The organism is Arsenicicoccus sp. UBA6765, assembly GCF_002453335.1.
Taxonomy (GTDB): domain Bacteria; phylum Actinomycetota; class Actinomycetes; order Actinomycetales; family Dermatophilaceae; genus Arsenicicoccus; species Arsenicicoccus bolidensis.
Map to the genome: position 1 here is coordinate 156,453 of NZ_DKGR01000041.1, position 19,754 is coordinate 176,206.

Annotated in this window: 19 protein-coding genes; 9 read left to right on the top strand and 10 right to left on the bottom strand. The window is 73.8% G+C overall.

Annotated elements, in window-relative coordinates; all coding sequences use genetic code 11:
* The first annotated feature begins 91 nt into the window (after window positions 1-91).
* Both B4K29_RS11820 and B4K29_RS11825 read left to right on the top strand, forming a co-directional pair.
* Window positions 92-814: a PP2C family protein-serine/threonine phosphatase gene (locus tag B4K29_RS11820; protein ID WP_286967390.1), complete on the top strand. Its 723-nt coding sequence runs from the start codon at window positions 92-94 to the stop codon at window positions 812-814.
* Window positions 811-1,614: a M23 family metallopeptidase gene (locus B4K29_RS11825; RefSeq protein ID WP_286967392.1), complete on the top strand. Its 804-nt coding sequence runs from the start codon at window positions 811-813 to the stop codon at window positions 1,612-1,614. Before B4K29_RS11820 ends, B4K29_RS11825 begins: the two co-directional genes overlap by 4 nt.
* On the opposite strand, the gene B4K29_RS11830 is transcribed toward B4K29_RS11825, so the two are convergent.
* Complete coding sequence (locus tag B4K29_RS11830; RefSeq protein ID WP_286967394.1) at window positions 1,586-2,899, bottom strand: threonine/serine ThrE exporter family protein; 1,314 nt, start codon at window positions 2,897-2,899, stop codon at window positions 1,586-1,588. The genes B4K29_RS11825 and B4K29_RS11830 overlap by 29 nt on opposite strands.
* Window positions 2,900-3,051: 152 nt before the next feature.
* Between B4K29_RS11830 and B4K29_RS11835 the strand changes: the two genes are divergently transcribed.
* Entirely contained in the window at window positions 3,052-4,350 is a 1,299-nt protein-coding gene (locus tag B4K29_RS11835; RefSeq protein ID WP_286967396.1) for an AI-2E family transporter, read from the top strand.
* Window positions 4,351-4,398: 48 nt separating this feature from the next.
* Window positions 4,399-5,799, top strand: a complete 1,401-nt coding sequence (gene fumC / locus B4K29_RS11840) for a class II fumarate hydratase (RefSeq protein WP_286967397.1) — start codon at window positions 4,399-4,401, stop codon at window positions 5,797-5,799.
* Between the two features lie 110 nt (window positions 5,800-5,909).
* Here fumC and B4K29_RS11845 read toward each other — a convergent pair whose 3' ends face one another.
* The 3 genes from B4K29_RS11845 to B4K29_RS11855 are packed head-to-tail and all read right to left on the bottom strand — an operon-like array spanning window position 5,910 to window position 7,689.
* On the bottom strand, window positions 5,910-6,299 hold the full coding sequence (locus tag B4K29_RS11845; protein WP_205621812.1) for an ankyrin repeat domain-containing protein: 390 nt from the start codon (window positions 6,297-6,299) through the stop codon (window positions 5,910-5,912).
* A complete protein-coding gene (locus B4K29_RS11850) occupies window positions 6,299-7,306 on the bottom strand; it encodes an aldo/keto reductase family protein (protein WP_029210568.1) in 1,008 nt (335 codons plus the stop codon). The genes B4K29_RS11845 and B4K29_RS11850 overlap by 1 nt, the downstream gene beginning before the upstream one ends.
* 44 nt (window positions 7,307-7,350) lie before the next feature.
* Entirely contained in the window at window positions 7,351-7,689 is a 339-nt protein-coding gene (locus tag B4K29_RS11855; protein WP_019285773.1) for a TraR/DksA family transcriptional regulator, read from the bottom strand.
* Window positions 7,690-8,060: 371 nt separating this feature from the next.
* On the opposite strand from B4K29_RS11855, the gene B4K29_RS11860 reads away from it, so the two are divergent.
* The 3 genes from B4K29_RS11860 (at window position 8,061) to B4K29_RS11870 (ending at window position 10,742) form a co-directional block, all read left to right on the top strand.
* Window positions 8,061-9,011 carry an ornithine cyclodeaminase family protein gene (locus B4K29_RS11860; RefSeq protein WP_286967399.1) on the top strand — a complete coding sequence of 317 codons (951 nt, stop codon included), beginning with the start codon at window positions 8,061-8,063 and terminating at the stop codon, window positions 9,009-9,011.
* A gap of 105 nt (window positions 9,012-9,116) precedes the next feature.
* Entirely contained in the window at window positions 9,117-10,091 is a 975-nt protein-coding gene (locus tag B4K29_RS11865) for a TIGR03557 family F420-dependent LLM class oxidoreductase (protein WP_286967401.1), read from the top strand.
* A gap of 51 nt (window positions 10,092-10,142) precedes the next feature.
* Window positions 10,143-10,742 (top strand): DUF2231 domain-containing protein, encoded by a 600-nt coding sequence (locus tag B4K29_RS11870; RefSeq protein WP_029210566.1) that lies wholly within the window; start codon window positions 10,143-10,145, stop codon window positions 10,740-10,742.
* A gap of 205 nt (window positions 10,743-10,947) precedes the next feature.
* Here the strand turns inward: B4K29_RS11870 and B4K29_RS11875 are convergent, their stop codons facing one another.
* From B4K29_RS11875 to B4K29_RS11885, 3 genes are read right to left on the bottom strand one after another with little or no spacing between them, the layout of a single operon-like run.
* Entirely contained in the window at window positions 10,948-12,003 is a 1,056-nt protein-coding gene (locus B4K29_RS11875; RefSeq protein WP_019285769.1) for an NAD(P)/FAD-dependent oxidoreductase, read from the bottom strand.
* Window positions 12,004-12,062: 59 nt separating this feature from the next.
* The gene (locus B4K29_RS11880) at window positions 12,063-12,587 is read right to left on the bottom strand and encodes an isoprenylcysteine carboxyl methyltransferase family protein (protein ID WP_286959526.1); all 525 of its coding nucleotides are present in this window, start codon (window positions 12,585-12,587) and stop codon (window positions 12,063-12,065) included.
* Complete coding sequence (locus B4K29_RS11885) at window positions 12,584-13,696, bottom strand: type III polyketide synthase (protein WP_029210563.1); 1,113 nt, start codon at window positions 13,694-13,696, stop codon at window positions 12,584-12,586. Before B4K29_RS11885 ends, B4K29_RS11880 begins: the two co-directional genes overlap by 4 nt.
* Window positions 13,697-13,750: 54 nt before the next feature.
* Between B4K29_RS11885 and B4K29_RS11890 the strand changes: the two genes are divergently transcribed.
* Window positions 13,751-14,659: a UbiA family prenyltransferase gene (locus B4K29_RS11890; RefSeq protein WP_286959156.1), complete on the top strand. Its 909-nt coding sequence runs from the start codon at window positions 13,751-13,753 to the stop codon at window positions 14,657-14,659.
* Window positions 14,656-15,051 (top strand): (R)-mandelonitrile lyase, encoded by a 396-nt coding sequence (locus B4K29_RS11895; protein ID WP_239262400.1) that lies wholly within the window; start codon window positions 14,656-14,658, stop codon window positions 15,049-15,051. The genes B4K29_RS11890 and B4K29_RS11895 overlap by 4 nt, the downstream gene beginning before the upstream one ends.
* A gap of 60 nt (window positions 15,052-15,111) precedes the next feature.
* On the opposite strand, the gene B4K29_RS11900 is transcribed toward B4K29_RS11895, so the two are convergent.
* From B4K29_RS11900 to B4K29_RS11910, 3 genes are read right to left on the bottom strand one after another with little or no spacing between them, the layout of a single operon-like run.
* Entirely contained in the window at window positions 15,112-15,816 is a 705-nt protein-coding gene (locus B4K29_RS11900) for an ABC transporter ATP-binding protein (RefSeq protein WP_239262402.1), read from the bottom strand.
* Window positions 15,809-16,852, bottom strand: a complete 1,044-nt coding sequence (locus B4K29_RS11905; protein ID WP_286959530.1) for an ABC transporter ATP-binding protein — start codon at window positions 16,850-16,852, stop codon at window positions 15,809-15,811. Before B4K29_RS11905 ends, B4K29_RS11900 begins: the two co-directional genes overlap by 8 nt.
* Entirely contained in the window at window positions 16,852-19,731 is a 2,880-nt protein-coding gene (locus B4K29_RS11910) for an FtsX-like permease family protein (RefSeq protein WP_286967402.1), read from the bottom strand. Before B4K29_RS11910 ends, B4K29_RS11905 begins: the two co-directional genes overlap by 1 nt.
* Window positions 19,732-19,754 lie beyond the last annotated feature (23 nt).

Genomic DNA, 19,754 nt, shown 5'->3' on the forward strand with positions numbered 1-19,754 from the left:
CGGGCTGACGCGCCGACGCGTGGACGGGTCACCTGCGAGAGTGCGCCCGCTGCTGCGCTGCTCACCGGGGCTGACATGTCAGGATGCTGGCATGACGACGTCGCAGCGCCACGCCGCCCTCACCGACCGAGGGCGCGTCAGCGACCACAACGAGGACGCGTATGCCGTCGACGACGACCTGTGGGTCGTGGCGGACGGGATAGGCGGGCACGCCGGCGGGGAGATCGCCAGCCAGGTGGCCGTCGACGCCGTCGTGCGGATGGCCGGTGGCGGCGCGGTCGGACGCAGCGCGGACGTGCAGGGACTGCTCGAGGATGCCGTCGCCGCCGCGCGCGGCGCGGTCGTCGACCGGTCCCGTCAGGACCCCGCGACGGTCGGCATGGGGACGACGCTCGTCGTCGCCGCCCGCAGCGGGGACGGGCAGCTCGTGGTCGCGTGGGTGGGCGACAGCCGGGCCTACCTGCTCGTCGACGGGGACCTGGTGGCCCTCACCAGCGACCACAACGTCGCCCAGGAGATGGTGGACCTCGGGATGATCACGCTCGAGCAGGCACGCACGCACCCGGGGCAGTACCGCATCACGCGCGCGATCACCGACGACCCGCAGAGCGAGGCGACCCCCGGCGTGGCGGTCGTGCCCGCGGCCGGACGCCTGCTCCTGTGCTCGGACGGCCTTAACGGCGAGCTCGAGGACTCCCGGATCGCCGCCCTGCTCGCCGACCACGACCCCGGCACCGCCAGCCGGGCCCTGGTCCACGAGGCCCTCGACGCCGGCGGCCGCGACAACGTCACCGTGGTGGTCGTCGACCTGTGAGCAGGCTGCGCCGTCCAGTCGATGTCGCCGCTCTCGCCACCCTGCTGATGGGCGCGACCGGCCTCGGTGCCTGCGCCCCGCCGGACCCGGAGCCGACGCCCACCCGGCTCGAGCTGTCCACCCCCGGGGACACCCCGCCGGCCGCGCGTGACCTCTCGACCGTCTCGCCGACGGCATCGTCGAGCGGGTCGGCACCCACGAGCCCTGGTATGACGACCCCGGCGACCCCCGCGACCGCTGACGGCACCGGTTCGCCCACGGCGGCGACGACGACGGCGGCTCTGCCGGCCGGGCTCGACCCGGGCAACCGCTTCTACGACACCGACCGTTCGCTGCAGCGATCACCCTGGTTCGCGGGGGCCTGGCCGGTGATGGTGCCCTACGGCTGCACGAGCGCTCCGTACTACGACGCCGACGCGCGGTGCCCCGCCAGCCGGGGCTTCCACCACGGGGCCGACGTGGCCCTGCCGTGCGGCACCGTGATCACGTCCGGCGTGGCCGGCACCGTCGTCGACCCCGCCACCCCGAGGCGGCCGGGCCCGGCATACGGCCCGAACGCCCTCCGCGTCCGCACGACGGACGCGACCCGGGACGTGCTGGTGGGGCACGCCCGCCGGGTCCTGGTCTCCCCCGGTCAGCGGGTGGAGCCGGGCACGCCGCTGGCCGAGGTCGGCGACCTGGGGGCGCCGGACGGCTGCCACCTGCACCTGGAGGTGCGGGCCGCCGGCGGCGCGGTCGAGACCGCGACGGACCCCGCGCCCGTGCTGCGGCTCAGCGCGAGCGACCCGGTCGGTGGCTGACCCGGTCCCACCGATCGGCCCCGCGGCGCAGCTGGTAGCGCGACGCCCTCCCCACGAACCACGCCCCGCGGGCGATGCTCGACCCGACGACCAGCCCCACCGCGATGGCGCAGATCACGCCCACCGACAGGGCGATCGTGTCCGACGCGAAGGGCGTGTCCAGCCCGAGCTGGGTCACCGACATCAGGCCGAGCGACCCGGGCACCAGCAGCCAGAAGCTCGGCAGGAACACCACGAGGCGTGGCAGCCGGGGCCGCAGCAGCTCGACCGCGCTGGCCCCGAAGCTCGCCGCCACCGCCCCGAGGAAGGCCCCGAACCACGGGCTCGGCACCAGCGTCTGGCCCACCACCTGCGAGGAGAAGGTGGCGGCCAGGATGAGCAGCACCCAGGGCACGAGCCGCGGCGGGACGGCCTCCATCAGGCTGATGCCGATCGTGAGCAGGAGCAGGCCGAGCAGGGCCGCCCACCAGCCGAGCTCGTGGCTGCGCTCGTTGGCGAGCATGTCCGGCGGCACGCGCAGCAGGACCGCGGCCGCCCCCGCGCCGAGCCCGAAGAGCACGAGCTGGCTGGCGCCGAAGACGAGCCGTGAGGTCCCCGCGACCATCGCGCCGGCAGCCAGCTCGGACAGACCGGTGACGATGAGGGCGCCGGGCAGCAGGACGGCCAGGGGTGGCAGCAGGCTGCGCAGGGGGCCGGGGACCCAGCCGTGCTCCCCCGCCCAGAACGCCAGCACGCTCACCAGGAAGGCCGCCACGCTGGGGAACAGGATCGTGAGCAGCCGGTGCCGTCCGCTGACCCGCATGAGCGCCACGACCAGCGGACTGCACAGGAGGGCGAAGAGCACGCTGCGTGGTGACGGCTGCAGGATCAGGGCGATGCCGGCGGCCACGAGCGCGCCTCCGGCATACATGCCCGGGACGTCGTAGCGGTGCGGGCGGGCGCGGAGGGTGACCAGTCGCTCGAGCGCCTCCGTCGCGGTGACCGAGCCGTCCTCGAGGCCGCGCTGGATGGCGTTGACCTCGGCGCTCTGGTCGAGGCGCAGCGAGCCCTCGACGGCCTCGAAGGTCGCCGGCGAGCCGTAGCCGAGCGACAGGACCACCCCGGTGGGCAGCGCGGACAGCTGGCAGCCGGACTGGCCCAGCGCCCGCGCGCACCGCCGCACGTCGGCCTCGACCTCGTGGACCGGCATGCCACCCGCGACCAGCGCCGCAGCGAGGTAGGCCAGCAGCCGACGCGTCTGACGCTCGTCGGGGGCGCCCGCGGGCGCGGCCTGCTCGTGTGGCACGAGCGAAGACTACCGTCGGTGACGGCTCCGGCCCTGTGTCTGCCGAGGACCTGCGGGGGTCTGTCGGACGTCGGAGTTACGCTCGTCGCGCCGAGCCCGCACCCCGGACAGGGGCAGGCGGGCGGCATACGACCCGTCCGGAAGGACCCACGTTGAGACTGCGACTCCCCAGGCGACCGGCGACCGAGCCGGCGCCGGCCGACGAGCTGGCGTCGCCCGCGCCAGGGCCGGCCGACGCCTCGGTGTCGTCCGCTCCGGCGGGGCCGACCGGGGCGACGGTGCCCGAGCGCTCGCGGGCGTCGGTCGAGCCGCCCACCGCCACGGTCGCCCTCGACCAGCAGTCGGTATGGCGGGCCGCCTGGGTCGTGGTGGCCGTGGTGGCCCTGGCGCTGTTCGCACGATTCGTGCTCAAGGACGGCGCGCAGGTGCTGTTCACGGTCGTCATGGCCTTCTTCGCGGCCTGCGCGATGGAGCCCGCCGTCTCGCGGCTGGCCACCCGGATGCCTCGCCCGGTCGCCACGGCTCTGGTGATGCTGGGGGTGGCGCTGCTCGCCGTCGCGTTCTTCCTCGCCTTCGGCGGGATGCTGCGCGACCAGCTGACCAGCCTCGTGACCCAGGCCCCCAGCCTCGTGCAGTCGGCCGTCGAGCAGGCCAACCAGCGCTTCGGCCTCGACATCGACCAGGGCTCGATCATGGACCGGCTCAACCTCACCTCCGAGCGCATCACCGCCTTGGCCGGCCAGGTGGCGACCGGGTTGCTGGGCTTCGTCACGAGCCTGCTGTCGGCGCTGCTCAGCACCTTCGCCTTCCTGCTGTTCACGTTCTACCTCTCCGCCGACTCGCCGCGGCTGCGCACCTGGCTGGCCCGGCTGTTCCCGCCGCGGCTGCAGGGCGTCGTCCTCAGCATGTGGGAGATCGGGCTGGTCAAGATCGGCGGCTACGTCTCGAGCCGGCTGGTCCTCGCCGCCATCAACGCCACGGCCATGGGCCTGTTCATGTGGTTCATCGACCTGCCCTACTGGCTGCCGCTGGCGCTGTGGACCGGCCTGGTCGCGCAGTTCGTGCCCAACATCGGCACCTACGTGTCCATCGTGCTGCCGGTCCTCGTCGGCCTCGTGAGCAGCGAGCCGCGCGACGGGCTCTGGGTGCTGATCTACGCGATCGCCTACCAGCAGGTGGAGAACGTCTTCGTCGAGCCCCGCATCAGCGCGCGGGCCGTCGACGTCCACCCCGCCGTGGCGTTCGCGTCGGCCATGATGGGCGGCGCGCTGTTCGGAGCCTCCGGTGCCCTGCTCGGCGTGCCCGTCGGCGCCACGATCATGGCGCTGTTCGACCTCTACAAGCGCAGGTACGAGTTCTCCGAGGCCGCCGAGGCGGTCGCCGTCGCCGCGGCCGCCGGCGAGCCCGTCGAGGAGGCGGTGCGGGCCGAGATCGACGACTACGACATCTGAGGGCGACGCAGCCTGACGGACCTCCCGCCCCCGGCATACGGTGGAGGCATGACGAGCACGCGCACCGAACGAGACAGCATGGGCACGGTCGAGGTCGCCGAGGACCGTTACTGGGGGGCGCAGACGCAGCGCAGCCTGGGCAACTTCGACATCGGGCGGGACACCTTCGTGTGGGGTTCCCCGATGATCCGGGCCCTCGGCATCCTCAAGAAGTCGGCGGCCCTGGCCAACGCCGAGCTGGACCAGCTCCCCCGGGACGTCGCCGACCTGGTCGTCCGCGCCGCCGACGAGGTGATCGCCGGGCGACTCGACGACCACTTCCCCCTCGTCGTCTTCCAGACCGGGTCCGGCACGCAGTCCAACATGAACGCCAACGAGGTGGTCTCCAACCGCGCCATCGAGCTGGCCGGCGGCGTCATGGGCAGCAAGGAGCCGGTGCACCCCAACGACCACGTCAACCGCGGCCAGTCCAGCAACGACACCTTCCCCACGGCCATGCACATCGCCGTGGCCCTCGAGCTGACCGAGCGGCTCTATCCCTGCGTGGAGGCGCTGCGCGACGAGCTCGCCCGCAAGAGCGAGGAGTTCGCCGGCGTCGTCAAGGTCGGACGCACCCACCTGCAGGACGCCACCCCCATCACCCTCGGGCAGGAGATCGGCGGCTGGGTCGCCCAGGTCGACCAGGCCCTCGACGCCGTCCGCCAGTCCGAGGGCCGCGTCCTCGAGCTCGCGATCGGCGGCACCGCGGTGGGCACCGGCCTCAACGCCCACCCGGAGTTCGGCGCGCTCGCGGCCCGCAAGATCGCCGACGAGACCGGCCTGGACTTCGTGCAGGCGCCCAACCTCTTCGCGGCGCTGTCCGCGCACGACGCCCTCGTCGGCGTGAGCGCGGCGCTGCGCACGCTGGGCGGCGCGCTGATGAAGGTCGCCAACGACGTCCGCTGGCTCGCGTCCGGCCCCCGCAACGGCATCGGCGAGATCACCATCCCCGAGAACGAGCCCGGGTCGAGCATCATGCCGGGCAAGGTCAACCCCACCCAGTGCGAGGCGCTGACCATGGTCGCCACCCGCGTCTTCGGAAACGACGCGACCGTCGCCTTCGCCGGGTCGCAGGGCAACTTCCAGCTCAACGTCTACAAGCCCGTGATGGCGCACGCCGTGCTCGAGTCGATCCGGCTGCTCTCCGACGCGTGCGAGTCCTTCCGGGTGCACTGCGCCGTCGGCATCGAGCCGCAGCGCGAGCGCATCGAGGCCAACCTCGAGCAGAACCTCATGGTGGTGACCGCGCTCAACCGGCACATCGGCTACGACAAGGCCGCCGCGATCGCCAAGCGCGCCCACAAGGAGGGCACGACGCTGCGCGAGGCGGCGATCGCCAGCGGCGACGTGGGCGAGGCCGACTTCGACCGCTGGGTGGTGCCGATGGACATGACGCACCCCTCCGCCTGACCCGCTCCTCCCCTAGCACCACCCCTCGACACCTCCCCCAACATCGTGAGGGTTTGGTCCAACATCCTTGGACCAAACCCTCACGATCTGCGTGGGTCCGGGGCAGCGGGCTAGGCGGGCGCGTGCAGCAGCTCGAGCATCTCGGGCAGGTCGAAGTACTCGCAGATCGCGATCGCCGAGCGTTCACCCGTCGCCGGGTCGGCCCCGGCGTCGAGCAGGAGACCCACGATCGTCGCGTTCCTGCGGAAGCACGCCGACGCCAGCGCGGTCTGCCCGTTGTCGTTGACCCGCTCGGTGTCGGCGCCGCGCGCGAGCAGCGCCGACACGAGCTCCGCGTGCTGGTGGTACGCCGCGAGGATCAGCAGCGTGTCGCCCTTGGAGTTGGTCAGGTTGACCGGCAGACCCTCGTCGACGAGACGAGGCAGCTGCGGGTCGCCGTCGCGAGCCAGGTCGAAGCATCCCTGCAGGAAGGCCAGCTCCTCCTCGGTCAACGGCTCCATCAGCAGGGGCGGCCCTGCGGGGCACGGGCCGCGGTCTGGCCGGCGTCGCGCTGCACGACCCCGCCGAGCGCGTCGTCGATGCGTCGCAGGATGTCGTCGTCGAGACGCACCCCGGCGGCCTTGACGTTGTCCTTGATCTGCTCCGGGCGGGAAGCCCCGACCAGGGCGGCGGCCACGTTGTCGTTCTGCAGGACCCACGCGACGGCCAGCTGCGGCATCGTCAGCCCGGCGTCCTTGGCGACGGGGACCAGCTGCTGCACGGCCTCGAGCACGTCATCGCGCATGAGGTCGCGCATGCTCTGGCCCGCCTCGGAGTGTCCGGCGCGGGTGTCCGAGGACGGCTGCTGACCGGGGAGGTACTTGCCGGAGAGGACGCCCTGCGCCATGGGGCTCCACACGATCTGGGAGATGCCGAGCTCCTCGCAGGCGGGGACGACCTCGGGCTCGATGACGCGCCAGAGCATGGAGTACTGCGGCTGGCTCGAGACCAGCGAGATGCCGAGGTCCTTGGCGAGGGCGTGACCAGCGCGGATCTGGTCGGCGGTCCACTCGCTCACGCCGATGTAGAGCGCCTTGCCCTGCCGGACGATGTCGGCGAAGGCCTGCATCGTCTCCTCCAGCGGCGTCTCGGTGTCGAACCGGTGCGCCTGGTAGAGGTCGACGTAGTCGGTCTGCAGGCGGCGCAACGAGCCGTCGATCGACTCCATCACGTGCTTGCGGGACAGTCCGCAGTCGTTGTGACCGCCGGGCCCGGTCGGCCAGTAGACCTTGGTGAAGATCTCCAGCGACTCGCGCCGCTCGCCCTTGAGGGCCTCGCCGAGGACGGTCTCGGCCTTGGTGTTGGCATAGACGTCGGCGGTGTCGAAGGACGTGATCCCCTCGTCGAGGGCGGCGCGCACGCACTGCTTCGCCGTCTCGTTCTCGACCTGGGAGCCGTGGGTGAGCCAGTTGCCGTAGGTGATCTCGCTGATCTTGAGACCGCTGTTGCCGAGGTATCGAAACTCCATGCCAGCCACCGTAGGCCGCATCGGCGGCTCGTGGGGAGTCGCGCTCAGGCGCAGTGCACGCAGCGGGCGGTCGTGGGGCGGGCGACGAGCCGTCCGGCGGGGACGGGCTCGCCGCACACCTCGCAGCGCCCGTCCCACCCGCCATCGAGCCGGGCCGTCGCGGCGTCGATCTCGGCGAGCCGGGCACGCGCGTCCCGCAGGAGCGCGGCGGTCTGCTCGCGGTCCCAGGCGATGGTCTGGCCCTCGGGGTCGTGCTCGTCGTCGGCGTTGCTGGACCGGCTGGCGTCGACGATGCGCGACCGGTCCTGCTCCAGGTCCCGGACGCGCTCCAGGGTCTGTCGGCGCAGGGCGTCGAGGGCGGTGCGCACCTCGGGAGGGACCATCCCAGCAGTATGCCGGTCACGCCTGCCTGGCGTCGGCAGCGCGACGCATCCTGAATCGTATGATATTTGCGTCATGACGCCGGGCTTCGTCATACTTGTCAGTGGTGACACAACGGGGTGCCCGCACCATGCACACCGACGACAGGAGGTCACCCGATGACTCGCATGAAGACCTGGCTCCGTTCCTTCGACCGCTGGACGCTCGCCGCGTTCAACCCGGAGGTGCCGGGCTACCGGGGTCGCTGACCGACCCCGACCGCTCACGACCGAAGGCCCCGCCGTGTCCCCCGCGTGGCGGGGCCTTCGGCGTCCGAGTACGCCGAGGACGCAGAAGACGCAAGGTGCGCATCGGTCCTCGATAGGGTCGACGGATGGATCCGAGCCCGCTGAGATATCTGTCCGACGCCGAGGTCCAGGGGCTGCTCCCCGAGCCGAGGACCGCCGTCTCGCTGGCGCGCCGAGCCCTCGTGGCGCGGGCCAAGGGGCGCGCGCAGGTGCCGCCCAAGCCGGCCGTCCGCCTCGCCGGTGACGGCTTCGCCAACGCGATGCCCGCGGCCGTGCTCGACGAAGACCTGCTCGGGTGCAAGTGGGTGACCCTGGTCCCCGACAACCCCGCCCGCGGCCTGCCCACCGCCCAGGGCGTGATGATCCTCAGCGACGCCCGCACCGGCGAGACGCGGGCCCTGATGGGCGCAGCCGCCCTCACCGCTCAGCGGACCGCCGCCGTCAGCGGCGCCTGCCTCGACGCGCTCGGTGACCGGTCGTCGCCCGTCGCGTTCCTCGGCGCGGGGGTCCAGGCGCGGTCGCACCTGCTGGTGCTGGAGGCCCTGGGGTATGCCGAGACCCGGGTCTACGCCCGCCGCCCCGAGGCGCGCGAGGACCTGTCGGCGTGGGCGGCCGAGGCCGTGCCCACCTTGAGGCTGGAGGTCACCGACGACCCGAGGGCCGCGGTCGAGGGCGCCGGCACCGTCATCACGGGGTTGAGCATCGGCCTGCGCGGCCAGGAGCTGGACCCGGGGTGGGTGCGCGAGGACGCGCTGCTGCTGCCGCTGGACTACTCGAGCAGCGTCGGCAGCCGGCTCGCCCGCGAGGCGACCCTGGTCTCGGACGACGTCGAGCAGCTGGCCGCCGTCGCCCCGGCCAAGCTCGCCGCCGACTATCCGCCGGCCACCGGGTGGACGGGCGACGCGATCCGTCAGCCTCGGCCTGCCGGACGGCTCGTCTGCCAGAACCTCGGCATCGCGGCGACCGACGTCGTCTTCGCGGCATACGTCGCGGACCGGGCCGCCGACCGCGGGGCCGGCACGGTGCTCGCCCGCTGACCGCGGGCGTCGAGCGACCGTCGAGTCTCCCGGCTGACAACCTCCCCCCGGCCCGGCCGCCCTGGTGGGATGAGAGCGTCAGCCCACGACCAAGGAGACGCGACCGTGAAGCGCATCGGCTACTTCCTGTCCTGCGAGGAGTACTCCCCCACCGAGATCGTCGAGCAGGCCCGCCTCGCCGGGGAGGCAGGCTTCGACGCCCTGTGGATCAGCGACCACTTCCACCCCTGGACCAACGAGCAGGGCGAGTCCGCCTTCGTGTGGTCCGCGATCGGCGCGATCAGCCAGGTCTGCGACCTCCCGGTGACGACGGCCGTGACCTGCCCGACCGTGCGCATCCACCCGGCGATCATCGCGCAGGCCGCCGCCACCAGCGCCGCGCTCCTCGGCCCCGGCCGCTTCACTCTTGGCGTCGGCTCCGGCGAGGCGCTCAACGAGCACATCCTCGGCGACGTCTGGCCGCACGCCGACCTGCGCCTGGAGATGCTCGAGGAGGCGATCGGCCTGATCCGGCGCCTGTGGACCGGCGAGGTCGTGTCCCACGAGGGCGTCCACTACACGGTCGACACGGCCCGGATCTACTCCCTGCCTGAGGAGCTGCCGCAGATCTACGTCTCGGCGTTCGGGCCCAAGGCGCTGGACCTGGCCTGCCGCGTCGGCGACGGCTTCATCTCGGTCATGCCCGACGCCGAGGGGGTCTCGACCTTCCGCCAGGCCAAGGGCGCCCACGCACCGACCCAGGCCGGGTTCAAGGTCGGCTGGGGCGCGGACAAGGAGCAGGCCATCGACGACGCCTACCGCCTGTGGCCCAACGCGGGGGTGCCCGGCGAGCTGAGCCAGGTGCTGCCGAGCCCCCAGCACTTCGAGCAGGCGGCCGAGCTCGTCACCCGCGACAAGATCGCCGGCTCGGCGACCTTCGGCGACTCCGTCCAGGAGCACGTCGACGCGTTCACGCCGTTCGTCGATGCCGGGTTCGACGACGTCTACGTCGCCAACATGGGGCCGCGCTACGCCGAGATGATCGAGGCGTACGGCAAGGAGGTCCTGCCCGAGCTGCGGTCCCGCCACGTGCGCGCCTGACCGCTGCGCCCACCCGTCCCGCCATACCGCCCTCGACCACCAGGAGTCCTCATGACCCACGACACCAGCCGGACCGACCAGCCGACGACGCGCCCCCGCACCCCGCTCGCCGCACCCCTCCACGCGATCGAGAGCTCCACCGCGCTCGACCCCGTCGTGGCGGTGGGCGATCGCGTCTCCGGGGCGATCGTCGCCGACGACCTGCGGCGCCAGGTGCTGCAGGGCGCCTGGCTCGGCCACGCGCTGCACCCCCTGCTCGTCGAGGTACCCATGGGCACGTGGATGAGCGCGACCCTGCTCGACCTGGCCGGCGACGACGCCTCGCGCGACGGGGCCCGCCTGCTGACCGGCGTCGGCGTGCTGGCGGCCGTGCCGGCCGCGCTGTCGGGCTGGTCGGAGTATGCCGAGACCGACACCCGCTCCCGCCGCGTCGGGGTGGTCCACGCCATCGCCAACGGCGCCGGTGCCGGGCTGCAGGTCGCGTCGTGGGTGGCGAGGCGCAACGGTCAGCACCGGCTCGGCGCGGCCCTCGGGCTCGTCGCGCTCGGCGCCGTGGGGGCGGGCGGCTTCCTCGGCGGGCACCTCGCGGCGGCGCGCAAGGTCGGCACGCACGACCCCTCCTTCATCCCCGAGCAGCCCTACCTCAGGTAGTCACGTCCGCCCGGGTTGGCACGCCAGGTCGATGTGACGACCTCAGGTAGGCACATCCACCCGGGTTCGCACGCCAGGCCGATGTGTCGACCTGAGGCAGGCACATCCGCCCAGGTTCGCACGCCAGGCCGATGTGTCGACCTCAGGCAGATCCGGCGGAGCCGCCGTCGGGGCACTCTCGGGCATGCCGGTCGCGACCGCTCGCCTAGGACGCGACGACCCGGACGGCCGATCGGTAGACCCACGGCACGTGGGCCGCAGCCGTGACCAGGTGTCGTCGCACGAACGCCGATCGCGTGGCCACGACGAGCCCGCCCGTGAGCGCCCGGGCGGGCAGCCCGATGGTGTGCCAGTGCGCCTCGTAGCGGCTGGGGTCACCGGCCGCGACGGCCTCCACGGCGGCCCTCGCCTGTCGCCACCCGAGCGTCAGCCCCTCCCCCGTCAGCGCGTCGACGTAGCCCGCGGCGTCGCCGGCCAGCAGCACCCGACCGGCAACCTGACGCGCCGCGCGCTGCCGCAACGGTCCCGCACCGCGCACCTCGTCCAGAGGCTCGGCGCCCGCGAACCTGTCTGCCAACCTAGGGATCTCGGCGAGGTGCTCCAGGAATCCCCCGACGCGACCGGTCAGCACCGCGACCCCCACGACGTCCTCGGCGACCGGCGTGACATAGGCCTCGCAGGACCGCCCCCAGTGGACCTCCACGTGGTCCGTCCACGGCGCGACCCGGTAGTGCCGTCGCAGCCCACGCCTCCGCGGCGCCCGCGACGGACGGTCGAGCCCGAGCAGCCGTCGCGTCGGCGAGAGCAGCCCGTCGGCCGCCACCACGTGCCCGGCGCGCACCTCGCCTCCCCCGGCCAGCCCCACCGTGACCCCGCCGTCGTCCTGGGCCAGGTCCACGACTCGATCCTGCACCTGCCGTATGCCGTCCCCCGCCGCCTCCGTGGCCCGGGTCAGGGCGGCGTGCAAGGTCGTGCGGCGCACGCCGAGCCCAGGCCGCGGCCCGACCGGTGCGTCGGCAGATGGGCCGCGCCCGTCGAGGGACCTGCCGTCGACATACCGGATGCCCCGGATCGGGTGACCGTCCGGGTGGACCCCGAGAGCCGCGAGCTCGGCCACGCCGGCCGGCATGATGCCCTCGCCGCAGGCCTTGTCCACCGGCGACGGGCGGGGCTCGACGACGACGGCGCTCATCCCGAGCCGCGCCGCGTGCAGCGCCGCGACGAGCCCGACCGGCCCGCCGCCGACGACGACCAGATCCACGTCCGCCCTGGCGTGAGCGTCGGCCCCGGTGCCTGGTGCTCGGGGGTCCCTCGCCACCGTCAGGCCGTCTCGTCCAGCGCGCGCAGCGCCTGCTCCTCGACCCGGATGCGGCGAGCCAGCAGGGCGGCGTTGGCGATCGTGAATCCCGCTGCAGTCCAACGGGACCCGTGCACCATCGGCAGGGCGACGCCCTCGACGACGACGGCGACGTAGTTGGGGTGGTCCAGGTAGCGGTAGGGGCCGCCCGTGACCCGGGAGGCGCCGGGCACCACGATCACGCGCGTGTTCCACTGCGGACCGAGGGTGCGGATGCACCACCAGCGCAAGGCCTGGGCGGCGCCGACGCCGGCGAGGGCGACCCACCCGCCGCGCCCGAACCGCCGCCCGCCCCAGTGCATCTCGGCGAGGCACGCCCCGAGCAGCCCGGTGTGCAGGGCCACCATGGCCGGGTAGTGCTCGCGCCCCACCTCGTGCCCGCTCTGGGCGAGGGACCAGGCAGCGTTGCGGCGCGACACCACCAGCTCCGCGAGGCGCTCGGCCGCGACGACGGCGACCAGTCCGGCATACGCCGTCTGGCTCCTCATCGGGCGTCCTCGGGCGCCCGCAGCAGGACCATCTCGAGGCAGAAGCCGGGGCCCATGGCGAGCAGCATCCCCAGCGACCCGGGCCGTGGTGGGCGGGTCCGGAGCGTGTCGGCGAGGACGTGCAGCACCGACGCCGAGGACAGGTTGCCGATCGCGGCGAGGGAGTCCCAGGTGACGCCGAGGGCGTCGCGGGGCACCTCGAGCGCCTCTTGCATGGCCTCGAGGACCTTGGGGCCGCCGGGGTGCGCGACCCACCACTCGATGTCGTCACGCGTGAGGTCGTGCAGCGCCAGGAACCCGTCGACGTCCTCGCGGACGTGCGAGCGCACCAGCTCGGGCACCTCGACGCCGAGGACGATCCGCAGCCCCGTGGCGCCGACGTCCCAGCCCATGGCGCGCTCGGTGTCGTCGTAGAACCGCGAACGGGTGTCCAGCACCTCGGGCCGGGTGGGCGTCGAGCCGGACGACCGGTCTGGTGCTCCCTGGTCGGTCGCCCGCTCGGCGGCCCGGTCGGCGCCGAGCATCACCACGGCCGCTGCTCCGTCCCCGAAGAGGCCGCTGGCCACCATGTTGGCGGGCGTGGTGTCGTCCCGCTGCACGGTGAGGCTGCACATCTCCGTCGCGACCAGCACGGCCACGTGCGCGGGATGACCGACGAGATGGTCGTGCACGCGGGCGATCCCGGCCGCTCCCGCGACGCACCCCAGGCCGACGAGCGGCACGCGCCGCACGTCGGACCGCATGCGCAGGCGCGCGGCGATCCGCGCGTCGATCGACGGCACGGCGAGACCCGTGACGGTGGCGCTGACGAGCAGGTCCACGTCGCGCGGTGCGAGCCCCGCCTCGGCGAGGGCCGCCTCGACGGCCTGGCACCCGAGCTCGACCGCCGCCTCGATGAAGGCGTCGTTGGCCTCGCCGAAGTCCGCCAGTCCCACGTAGCGCTCGAGCGGCAGGGCCAGGTGCCGTGTCCGCACCCCCGCGTTGGCGTGCACCTGGTCGAGCATCCGACGCCGGGCACCGGACGCGGCACCGGTGAACTCCGCCACCGCGTCGGTGATCTCGTGCTGAGAGTAGCGGTGCGGCGGCAGCGCCCCGCGGACGGCCACCACGGCGCTGGGGAGCGCAGGCCTCCGCCCGAGGCCGCCCGGGCCTAGCGTGGGCTCATGCCCGCTCCCCTGCTGTCCTTGCTGGCGACCACCTGCCATCCGGGCCCGACCGCGGTCGTCACCGGCCTCACCACGGCCCTCGCGGTCGGCTGCGGTCTGCCCCGCCGACGGGTCCTGCTCGTGGGCGCGACCGTCCTGTCCGGGCAGCTGACCATCGGTTGGAGCAATGACCTGCTCGACGCCGGGCGCGACCGGGTCGCGGGACGCGTCGACAAGCCGCTCGCCGCCGATCCGGGGGCGGCGAGGGTGGTCCGCCGGGCCCTCGGGGTGGCCGCTGGTGCCTGTCTGCTCCTGTCGAGCAGGTGCGGTGGTGCTGCCGGAGTCGTCCATGTGGTCCTCGTCGTCGGGTCGGGCTGGGCATACAACGCTGGTCTCAAGCGCTCGACCGCCTCGATCCTGCCGTATGCCGTGGCCTTCGGGGGGCTTCCGCACGTGCCGCATCTGACCAGAGGTGGTCCGCGCCAGGGCCCGGCGCCGTTGTGGCAGACGGTCGCCGGCGCGCTTCTCGGCTGCTCCGCCCACCTGCTGAACGTCCTGCCCGACCTCGACGACGACGCCGCCACCGGGGTGCGCGGCTACCCGCACCGGTGGTCCCCGGCGTCGCTGCGGGCCCAGGCCGTGGCTGGGCTGGCCGGCGCCCAGCTCGCCGTGCTGGCCGGGGCGCGCCCACCCGCTCGATCCGCACGCGTCGCGGTGGGGCTCGGTGCTGCGCTCGCGGCGGGCGTCCTCGGCGGTCGTGGCAAGGCACCGTTCTGGTGCGCGGCCGGGATGGCCGTCTGCGACGTGGCACTGTGGGCGGTGGCGGGGCGAGGATGGGACGGAGGCACCCCACCGTCGTGGACGCCACCACCATCGACAGCTCCAGCAGCTGCGCCATCACCAGCAGGACGAGGAGAGATCGCATGAGGTTCACGCGGAGCGGCGGGCAGTCCGCCCCCGGGCCGCAGGACTGGTTCAGCGGCGCGGTCTACATCGACGGGATCCGCAACCCGGACGAGCAGTCCGCGGTGGGCTGCGCGCACGTGCGGTTCACGCCGGGCGCCCGCACCGCGTGGCACACCCACCCCAAGGGCCAGACGCTCTACGTCACCGACGGCATCGGGTATGTCGCGAGCCGTGGCGGCGAGGTGCGCGAGATCCGCCCGGGGGACGTCGTCTACATCGAGCCGGGCGAGGAGCACTGGCACGGCGCGACGCCGGACCGCTTCATGGCGCACGTCGCGATCCAGGAGGCGGACGACCAGGGCGAGGTCGTGACCTGGCTGGACCACGTCACCGACGAGGAGTACGGCGCCTGACCCGCCCACCGGCTGCCCGGCTCACCTGCTCACCTATTCGCCCGCTCACCCGCTGACGCGTCAGGCGGGCAGCGGCTCGGTCGCGTGCAGCCGCCCGTCGACGAGCTCAAGCACCCGGTCGGCATAGGCCACGATCATCGGGTCGTGGGTGGTGACCACCGCGGTCATGCCCCGTTCCCGCACCAGCTGCACGATGAGCGTCATCACCTCGCGCGCCGTCTCGGAATCGAGCTGCCCCGTGGGCTCGTCGGCGAGGAGCACGGCCGGCTCACCGACGAGGGCCCGGGCGAGGGACACGCGCTGCTGCTGCCCGCCCGAGAGCTGGCGCGGCGTCTGTCGCGCGTGCGGTCCGAGGCCGACCCGCTCGAGCACCTCGGCCACGCGACGGTCCCGCTCCCCCGGGTCGGTCCGGGTCAGCCGCAGCGGCACGGAGACGTTCTCGGCGGCGGTGAGCTCGAGCACGAGCCCGAACGACTGGAACACGTAGGCCACGTGCTCGCGGCGCAGCCTGAGCCGGCCCGCCTCGTCCAGGGCGCGCACGTCGACGCCGTCGACGCGGACCTCGCCCTCGTCGGCGTCGTCCAGGCCGCCGGCGACGTGGAGCATCGTGGTCTTGCCCGAGCCGGACCGCCCGCGGACGGCCAGCAGCTCGCCGCGCGGCACGGCCAGGTCGATCCCCTGCAGGGCGTGCACCGCGCCCGCCCCCGTGCCGAAGCTCTTGGCCACTGCGCGCAGCTCGATCATCAGGTCGGTCGTCTCAGTCATGGCGCCGGTGCCTCCCTGGCTCGCCCTCGGTGTCTGCGGTGTACCCGTTGTCTCCGGTGTGCCCGGTGTGCCCGGTGTCCTCGGTGTGCTCTGTGTCCTCGGTGAGAGCGGCTCGCTCACGTCGTGTCCGGGGCGTGGCCCCGTCGTGACCCGGCCAGACGCCGATGTGGTCGCTCTCGAGGTCCAGCCGCACGCGGTCCCGCAGCTCGAGCGCGTGGGTGAACTCCCGGGGCAGCTGCAGGCGTCCAGCCCGGTCGAGCACGGCATACTCCTCGCTGACCAGGGCCGAGCGCCCCTCGGCGTCGACCTCGGTGCGCCGCAGCACCTCCGAGCTGGTGCGTCCGTCGCGGATGCCGACGGTGCGCTGGACCTGCCCCGACACCGCCTGGTCGTGGGTGACCACGACGACCGTGACGCCGAGCTCGGCGTTGGCTGTGCGGATGGCGGCGAAGACGTCGTCGGCCGTGCGGGTGTCGAGCTCGCCGGTGGGCTCGTCGGCGAGCAGGACCTGCGGGTGGTTGGCCAGGGCCACGGCCAGCCCGACCCGCTGCTGCTGCCCGCCGGACAGCTCGGCGAGCCGGCGGTCGGCGCACTCCGCGAGCCCGAGCAGGCCCAGCAGGTCACTCACCCGGCCCCCGACCTCCTCCCGAGGACGACCCGCCAGGCGCATCGGGACGGCTACGTTCTCGGCGGCCGTGAGATAGGGCAGCAGGTTGTCGCTCGCCTGCTGGTAGAGGAACCCGACCGTCTCGCGGCGGAAGCGCAGCCGCTCGCGACGCCGCATGGCGACGAGGTCGTGCCCCGCGACCCTCGCGGCCCCGGCGGTGGGCCGGTCCAGCCCCGAGAGCACGCGCAGCAGGGTCGACTTGCCGCTGCCGGACGCACCGACGACGGCGACAAGCTCACCGGCGGCGACGGACAGGTCGAGCCCCTGCAGCGCCACCACCTCGACACCTTCGGACGTGAAGATGCGCACGACGTTGTCGCACTCGACGAGCGGTCTGCCCCGCTCCGCCTCGGTCTGGGTCGTCGTCATCACTGGTCTCCTGCCCTGAGGTGGCGCGTGAGGCTGAGTCTGGTGGCGGATCGCAGGTCGAGCGCCACGACGGCGCTGACCAGCACGGACAGGCCGATCGCGATGGCGGCGACCGTTGGCCAGGACGGGACGAGCCTCGGATAGGCCTCCCCGCCCGCGAAGGGTGCCAGGTCGACCAGCCGAGGGAGCAGCCAAGGCAGGCCGAGCCCGGTGGCCAGGCCCGTGACCACGGCGGCCAGGGCGGGCGGCAGCCCCTGGACGAGCACGACCGTATGCCGGTCGCGCGCGGGCATGCCGAGCACCCGGGCCCGCGCGAGGAGCTGTCGACGCGCCGCTGCCGTCGCGGCGGTGAGGGCATAGGCCGCGAGCGCGGCCAGGAGTGCCGCCGCGAGCGACGTGAGCAGGACGACGAGCAGCACGTGGCGCGAGAGCGGCTGGTCGGCGGCGCGGGCGGCCACCGTCGTGCGGTCGACGGCCTGCTCGACCAGCGGGCTCAGCGTCCGTGCCTCGGCCACGAGCGAGGCGGACGCGACGGGGGTGGCGCGCACGAGAAGGGTGGTCGTGGGGACCGGTGATCCCGTCAGGCGTTCGACCTGGTCGCGCGGCGCCAGGGCGATCAGCTGCGTCGTGGTGTCCTGCAGGCTCTCGTCGACCACCACCGTGCGGACGGGGGCCGAGCGCCGGTTGATCTCGATCCGCAGCCCGGGCTGGTGCAGGACCGGCCGGTCACGCCCCACCACGAGGGTGACCCCGTCGCCCTGCGGGGAGGTCGAGGTGGAGGTCGCCGTGGAGGTCGCAGTAAACGTCGACGTGGGGGTCGCCGTGGACGTCGACGCCTCGTGCACGGCGATCGGCGTACCGGCTCGCACGGAGGCGACCTCCTGGACGGAGCCGACGCGGACCGCCACCTGCGCCCGTGCGTCTGCGCCGGTGCTGTCCGAGAGCAGCTGTCCGCTGGTCTCCCCCAGGGCGGCCACGGCCTGCACCCCCGGCTTGCGCCGGACGGCGTCGACGACGGATGCGTCGAGGCGCGACCCGGTCACCTGCGCGTCGGCTCCCACCTCGCGCCAGGTCTGCAGCTCGCGGGCCTGGACCAGGGTGTGGCCGAGCGTGGAGGTCAGGACGGCGAGTGCCGCCGCCACCGTGAGGGCCACGAGGGGAAGTCGCGAGGCGCCACCCGCGCGGGCCGCCTGCGTCAGCCCCAGCCAGCTGCGTCCGCCCGGGCGACGGTCGACGATGCGGGCGGCGACGCTGGACGCGGCGCGCACCAGGGCCAGGAGCAGCAGGCCCACCACCACCGCCACGAGCGCGGGCACGGCTTGGACGAGGGGGTCGGGGGTGATGTCGCCCGTGCTCAGCTGCGCAGCGCGGCCAGCGGTGATGAGGTCGTCGCGAGGTGTGGTCGGCTCGGCCGGCCGTTGGCGCACGGTGATCACGGCCAGCACGGCCAGCGCCACGAGTGCCAGCACTGGCGCCAGCCTGGAGGCGGCCCCGACCCGCGCGAGCCGCCCGCCCCGCTGCCCGCGGCCACGATCCCGCGCCCCGAGGACCGTGGCACCGACGTGCGCGAGGACGGCTGCTGCGGCCAGCCCCAGGGCCCACCAGGGAGGCAGGACGGACTGGGTGGTGAGCGCGGCGACGCCCCATCCCAGCGCCGCGCCGAGGACGACCGGCATGCTCACGTCCAGGGCCGCCAGGAGGCCGAGCCGGCTCATAGAGGCCCCACGTGATCGGAGCAGGTCGTCGTCCCGCCGCCGTCGCTCGGTGCGCAGGCGGGCGAGGAGCACGGCGAGCGCCGCCGCCAGCACCAGCAGACCGGTTGTGACGGTGCCGTCGACGAGCCGCGTGGCGCGCACCCCGTCCCGCCACGACGACAACGTGCCGGAGAGGGTCGAGCGGACCGACACCGCCCCGTCCGTGACCTCGCTCGGCGCCGAGGCCACCCGGGCGAGCCCGCTCGTGAGTGCCGGGAGGTCGGCCGGTCGGACGCGTCGGTCGTCGACGCGCCAGGTCCAGGAGTAGTTCACGGTGTTGCTGAGCGCGGGGATGGCGACGACCTGCTGGTGCACGTCCGGCGAGAGGACGAGCCCGACCGCAGGTTGGACGCCACCGTTGGCGCCGCCCTCCTCGATCAGGCTGATCCCGGCGAGCTGAGGCATCCACTGCCAGAGGTCGTCGCGGGGGTCGGTGGGCTCGTAGATGCCGGAGACCAGCAGGTGCAGCCGGGTCGCCGTCCCCGAGGCGGCCGGCATGGTCCACCGCTCGCCGACCTTGGTGCCCCACGAGTCGGCGGCGACCTTGGAGAGTGCCACCTCGAGGGTGGGGATGGTCTCCGGGGGCAGCGTCGCCGGGTCCGGCAGCCCCGGTCCGGCCGTCTGCACGCTGAGGTCCTCGGTGGCCGGCACCGCCGGCAGCACGTGGCGCTCGGCCGAGGGGCGCGGTGCCCGTCCGGCGGTCCAGCGCACCCGGGACTCGAAGGCCGGCGTCAGCACCAGCTGCGAGCTGCGAACGACGCCCTGGGGGGTGGGTGCGAGCGGTTGCGCGTCGTTGGTCGCGGCCATCGGCCGGACGGGGCCGTAGAGCTGGGAGGTCTCCGGGCCCCACAGCCGTTGCACGGACGTCGCGACACGGGCGAACGGCGCGGCTGGATCACCGCCCGGGAACCCTGCGCCGATGCCGGTGGGCAGGGTGACCAGGACCGAGCGGCCCATCACCGGAGCCCGGCGCAGGCTCTCGCCGAGCCAGTCGCGCGAGGCGCGGTCGGTCAACGCCGGCAGCATGGTCACCAGGGCCGTCGTGACGGCGACGACCAGGGCCGTGAGGAGCGTCAGCCCGCGCGTCGTGCGGGCTGACGCAAGCACCAGGCGAGACCAGGTCATCACGTCTCCCCCTCTGCCCCGCA